A 1,614-nucleotide genomic window follows, 5' to 3' on the forward strand; every position below is an offset into this window, starting at 1 on the left:
GGATGGATCGGCTGGGCGCAGAAGGTATGGTAATCAATGCTGCGGACATAAAGGATCAATCGTCCCAGCGCGAGCAGCACGGTAATAAAGGAAGCGATAAACATACCGTAGCCGTCATAGCCACTCAGCATGAAGAGGATGCTTAAGCCGGTATTAAGCAGGAGAAAGATACCGCTGATCATAAGTACACCTTTCCGGTCATCGTAATAAAGCAGAAGCAGCATGATGACAAATGTAATGATAAAGAAATAGTAGCCTAACAAAAGGATGATATACACATCAAGCTGGTTCATGCTGAAGCCCATCATCGGGAGAAGCTTGATGCCGAGCGCCAGACTGATAACCGTGAACATGAGCTGGGTTTCCATGAGAAACGTCAGTTCGCGGATCAGCGTCCGCTGCATCTCCTTGCGGGCCTCCGATATTTCCTTCAATGTTCCCCGCTGCCGAATCAGATCGTAGTAGCCTCTGAATTTCTCGTAGAAATTGGTTTCGACGGCGACGGTGAAGAGAATGAGGGTCGGCATGACGCTTAAATAGGCATAAAAGACCGGCGTATCATATAAGGGAGAGACAAGAAAGCGGCCTGCGACCTCTTTGTTCTCCGGCCCGAACCAGTACACAAAGCTGTGGGTGTATACCCCCGCATAGAGGAAGGTGCCGATCCCGAACAAGGCTGGATATTTGCCGAAATAGGACAGAAAGTGAAAATATAAACGGGAATCCCGGCCGGGAAACACCTGCTCGAAGTGCCGGTTGGTCAGCAGCAGCACGAGGAAAAATCCCGCATCCACGGCGGCAAGCATTCCCGCCGCTGTCTGAAACGGCGTATATTCGCAGACCGCCCAGGCTCCCAGCGCGGCGGTGCAGGCGCCGAGCAGAAAGCTGCGGAAGATGCGCTTGTAATCCTTGAGCGCCGTAAGGTGGACGGATTGCAGCCAGATCAGGATCAGCTCCATAAACAGGAGGAACGCGGCAGCTTTGTAGGCGAATCCCGCTTCAACGCCTTTCAGGAACACCAGCGCCGCCGCCGCACCGGCCGGCAGGCAAACCGCTGCTGCGCCGTAATAGGAGGAGAGGGCATGCTTGTACTGCTTCTGGAACAGCATATCGGACAGGAAACGGGTCAGAACCATGGAGACGCCGCCGGTGACCATAACCGAGAAGATGAAGGCATACACAATCGTCGTCATGAACAGTTCCCGCTCCAGAAAAGCGGCGCCGGACACCGCCATCAGACGCTGAATTCCGGCCACCATCGCCATACAGAGGATCATCGGTCCGATCGTGGACATGGACGAGTAGGCGTAGGCCCGAATCTGGCGAAGCAGCCCCTGCTGGCTATGAAGTTTTCTTAACTCAAAGCCGATGCCTGCCATGACCGTCCCTCCTCATAGTTCAGATAACATTCGCGGTAGCCCTCGATGAACTGCTCTTTGGTATAGTGTGTCTCCGCGCGTTTAAGACCGCTGCGGCCCATCTGCTCCCGCAGCTCGCGGCTGCGGCCAAGCCGGATGATGGCGGATGCCATTTGATCGTAATGCATGACGGGAACTACAATACCTGCGGGACCGTGCTGATCGCCGCTGCCGAGCAGAAGCTCGCGGCAGCTGC

The 1,614-nt window shown here is 54.9% G+C and carries 1 protein-coding gene and 1 pseudogene; both read right to left on the bottom strand.

Annotated elements, in window-relative coordinates:
* A partial coding sequence (gene pelG / locus L692_RS0118495; protein WP_025701566.1) for an exopolysaccharide Pel transporter PelG occupies window positions 1–1,379 on the bottom strand: 1,379 nt, incomplete at its 3' end.
* Window positions 1,355–1,614, bottom strand: a pseudogene (locus L692_RS32985) (GT4 family glycosyltransferase PelF); the annotation flags it as partial. The pseudogene L692_RS32985 and the gene pelG, both read right to left, overlap by 25 nt.

This window comes from Paenibacillus forsythiae T98 (assembly GCF_000520735.1).
GTDB classification, from domain to species: domain Bacteria; phylum Bacillota; class Bacilli; order Paenibacillales; family Paenibacillaceae; genus Paenibacillus_AQ; species Paenibacillus_AQ forsythiae.